General features: G+C 72.5%; 1 protein-coding gene. It reads left to right on the top strand.

What is annotated here, in order from left to right; genetic code table 11:
- On the top strand, positions 1-2,761 hold a 2,761-nt coding region (locus tag VGO20_RS01560), incomplete at both ends, for a non-ribosomal peptide synthetase (RefSeq protein WP_327500523.1).

Genomic DNA, 2,761 nt, shown 5'->3' with positions numbered 1-2,761 from the left:
CGGCTTCGTGCCGCTGGAGCTGGACGAGGCGCTGACGTCGGCGCTGAAGGCGTTCGGCCTGCGCCACGGGGCGACGGCGTTCATGACGGTCCTGGCGGGCTGGGCGCTGGTGCTCTCGAAGCTGTCGGGGCAGAAGGACGTGGTGATCGGGACGCCGACGGCGAACCGGACGCGCTCTGAGGTGGAGGGGCTGATCGGCTTCTTCGTCAACACGCTGGCGCTGCGCCTGGACCTGTCGGGCTCGCCGACGGTGGAGGAGCTTCTGGGCCGGGTGCGCGCGGCGGCGCTGGGCGCGCAGGAGCACCAGGACCTGCCGTTCGAGCAGGTGGTGGAACAGATCAACCCCGTGCGCAGCCTGGCGCACGCGCCGCTGTTCCAGGTGGTGTTCGCCTGGGAGGAGACGGGCGATGACGATTTCGAGCTGCCCGGCCTGTCCGTCGGCCGGGTCAAGGCTCAGCGGGTGGCGGCGCAGTTCGACCTGACATTGGTGATTTCGGAGCGGGAAGGCCGGCTGGCTGGCGGCATCGAATACGCCTCGGCGCTGTTCGACGCGGCCACGGTGGGGCGGTTCGTCCACCATCTGCGCGAGGCGCTGACCAGCATGATCGCCGATCCGCGGCGGCCGGTCGGCGAGATCGACCTCCTGGGCGAGGCCGAGCGGCACCGGCTGCTGGTGGAGTGGAACCGGACCGAGGCGCCATATCCCGCGGACATCTGCATCCACGAGCTGTTCGAGGCGCAGGCGGCGCGCGATCCACAGGCGCCGGCGTTGGTTCACGAAGGCGAGATGCTGAGCTACGGCGCGCTGAACGCGCGCGCCAACCGGCTGGCGCGTCATCTGCGCACGCTCGGCGTCGGGCCGGACCGGCTGGTCGCGATCTGCACCGAACGCTCGCCGGAGATGGTGGTGGCGCTGCTGGCGGTGCTCAAGGCGGGCGGGGCGTACCTGCCGCTCGATCCCTCGTATCCGGCCGAGCGCCTGGCTTTCATGCTCGCCGACGCGGCGCCGGTCGCGGTGCTGACCGACGGCTCGCTCGGCACCCCCGCCGTCCCTGTGCCGGTCGTCGATCTCGGTGCCGAGGCATCCTGGATTGGGCTGCCTGATACCGACCTCGATCGCGGTGGCCTGACGCCCAGAAACCTCGCCTACGTCATCTACACCTCCGGCTCGACCGGCACGCCCAAGGGCGTCATGGTCGAGCATGCCGGGCTCGCCGCGGTGGCCGCCGCCTGGGAGCGCTCGTACGCGCTGCGGCCGGGCCTCGTCCATCTGCAGATGGCGGGCTTCTCGTTCGACGTCTTCACGGCCGACATCGTCCGGGCGCTGGGTTTCGGCGGCACGCTGGTCCTGTGCCCGCGCGAGACCCTGGTCGATGCGGCCGCGCTGTACCACCTGCTGCAGGAACGGCGGGTCTCCTTCGCAGACTTCGTCCCGGCCGTGCTCAACGAGCTGATGGCCCATGTCGAGGACGATGACGGCGACCTCTCGTTCATGGAGACCGTGGTCTGCGGTTCCGACGTCTGGACCGCGGACGGCGCCCGCAGGCTCCGTGCCCTGTGCGGCCCCGGCGTGCGCATCGTCAACGCCTACGGCGTCACCGAGGCGACGGTCGACAGCACCGGTTTCGAGGTCGGCGACCTCGACGGCGCGACGGCGATCCCGATCGGCCGCCCGATCGCGAACACGCGGATATACCTGCTGGACGACGCCGGGGCACCGGTACCGGTCGGCGTGGCGGGGGAGATCCATGTCGGCGGCGCCGGTGTGGCGCGCGGCTACCTGAACCGCCCGGAGTTGACGGCCGAGCGCTTCGTCGCCAGCCCGTTCGTGGCCGGCGACCGTCTCTACAGGACCGGAGACCTCGGGCGCTGGCGCCCGGACGGCACGATCGAATTCCTGGGCCGCAACGATTTCCAGGCGAAGGTCCGGGGCTTCCGGATCGAGCTGGGCGAGATCGAGGCCCGGCTGTCGTCGTGCCCCGGCATACGCGACGCGGTGGTCGTGGCGCGGGACGGGCGACTGGCGGCCTACTATACCACCCTCCCTGGCGCGGAGCCGGAGGTGGAGGCGTTGCGGGCGCATCTGTCCTCGGCGCTGCCGGACTACATGGTGCCCGCGGCCTATGTGCGGCTGAGGGCCTTGCCGCTGACGCCGAACGGAAAGGTCGACCGGGCGGCGCTGCCGGCGGCCGGAGACGCCGGCACGCGCACCCATGTGGCGCCGGTCGGGCCGGTCGAGACCGCGGTGGCGGCGATCTGGGCGGACGTCCTGAAGGTCGGGCGCGTGGGCCGCCAGGACCACTTCTTCGAGCTGGGCGGCCACTCCCTGCTGGCCGTGCGGCTGGCCTCGAAGGTCCGGCAGGCGCTGGGCAGCGAGGTGCCGGCCTCGGCGCTGTTCGCAGCGCCGACGCTGGAGGCGTTCGCCGCGCGCGTCGCTTCGAGCGGCAGCGTCACGCTGCCCCCGATCGCCGAGGTCGAGGGCGAGGGGCCTTTCGCCCCGTCCTTCGCGCAGCAGCGGCTGTGGTTCGTGGCCCAGGTGGAGGGCGGCAGCGAGGCGTACCACATGCCGATCGGGCTGCGGCTGCGCGGCGGGCTGGACGAGGCGGCGCTGAAGCGCGCGCTCGACCGCCTGGTCGCCCGCCACGAGGCCCTGCGCACGACCTTCGTCGCGGTGGAGGGCGAGCCGTTCCAGCGCGTCGCCCCCGCCGACATCGGCTTCGACCTGCGCCGCCACGACCTGACCGGCCGCCCCGGCGCGGAG

The organism is Arenibaculum sp. (genome assembly GCF_035998295.1).
GTDB lineage: Bacteria > Pseudomonadota > Alphaproteobacteria > Azospirillales > Azospirillaceae > DASYHS01.
The sequence above is the reverse complement of the archived record's forward strand: the minus strand, read 5'-3'. Positions and strand labels throughout refer to the sequence as shown.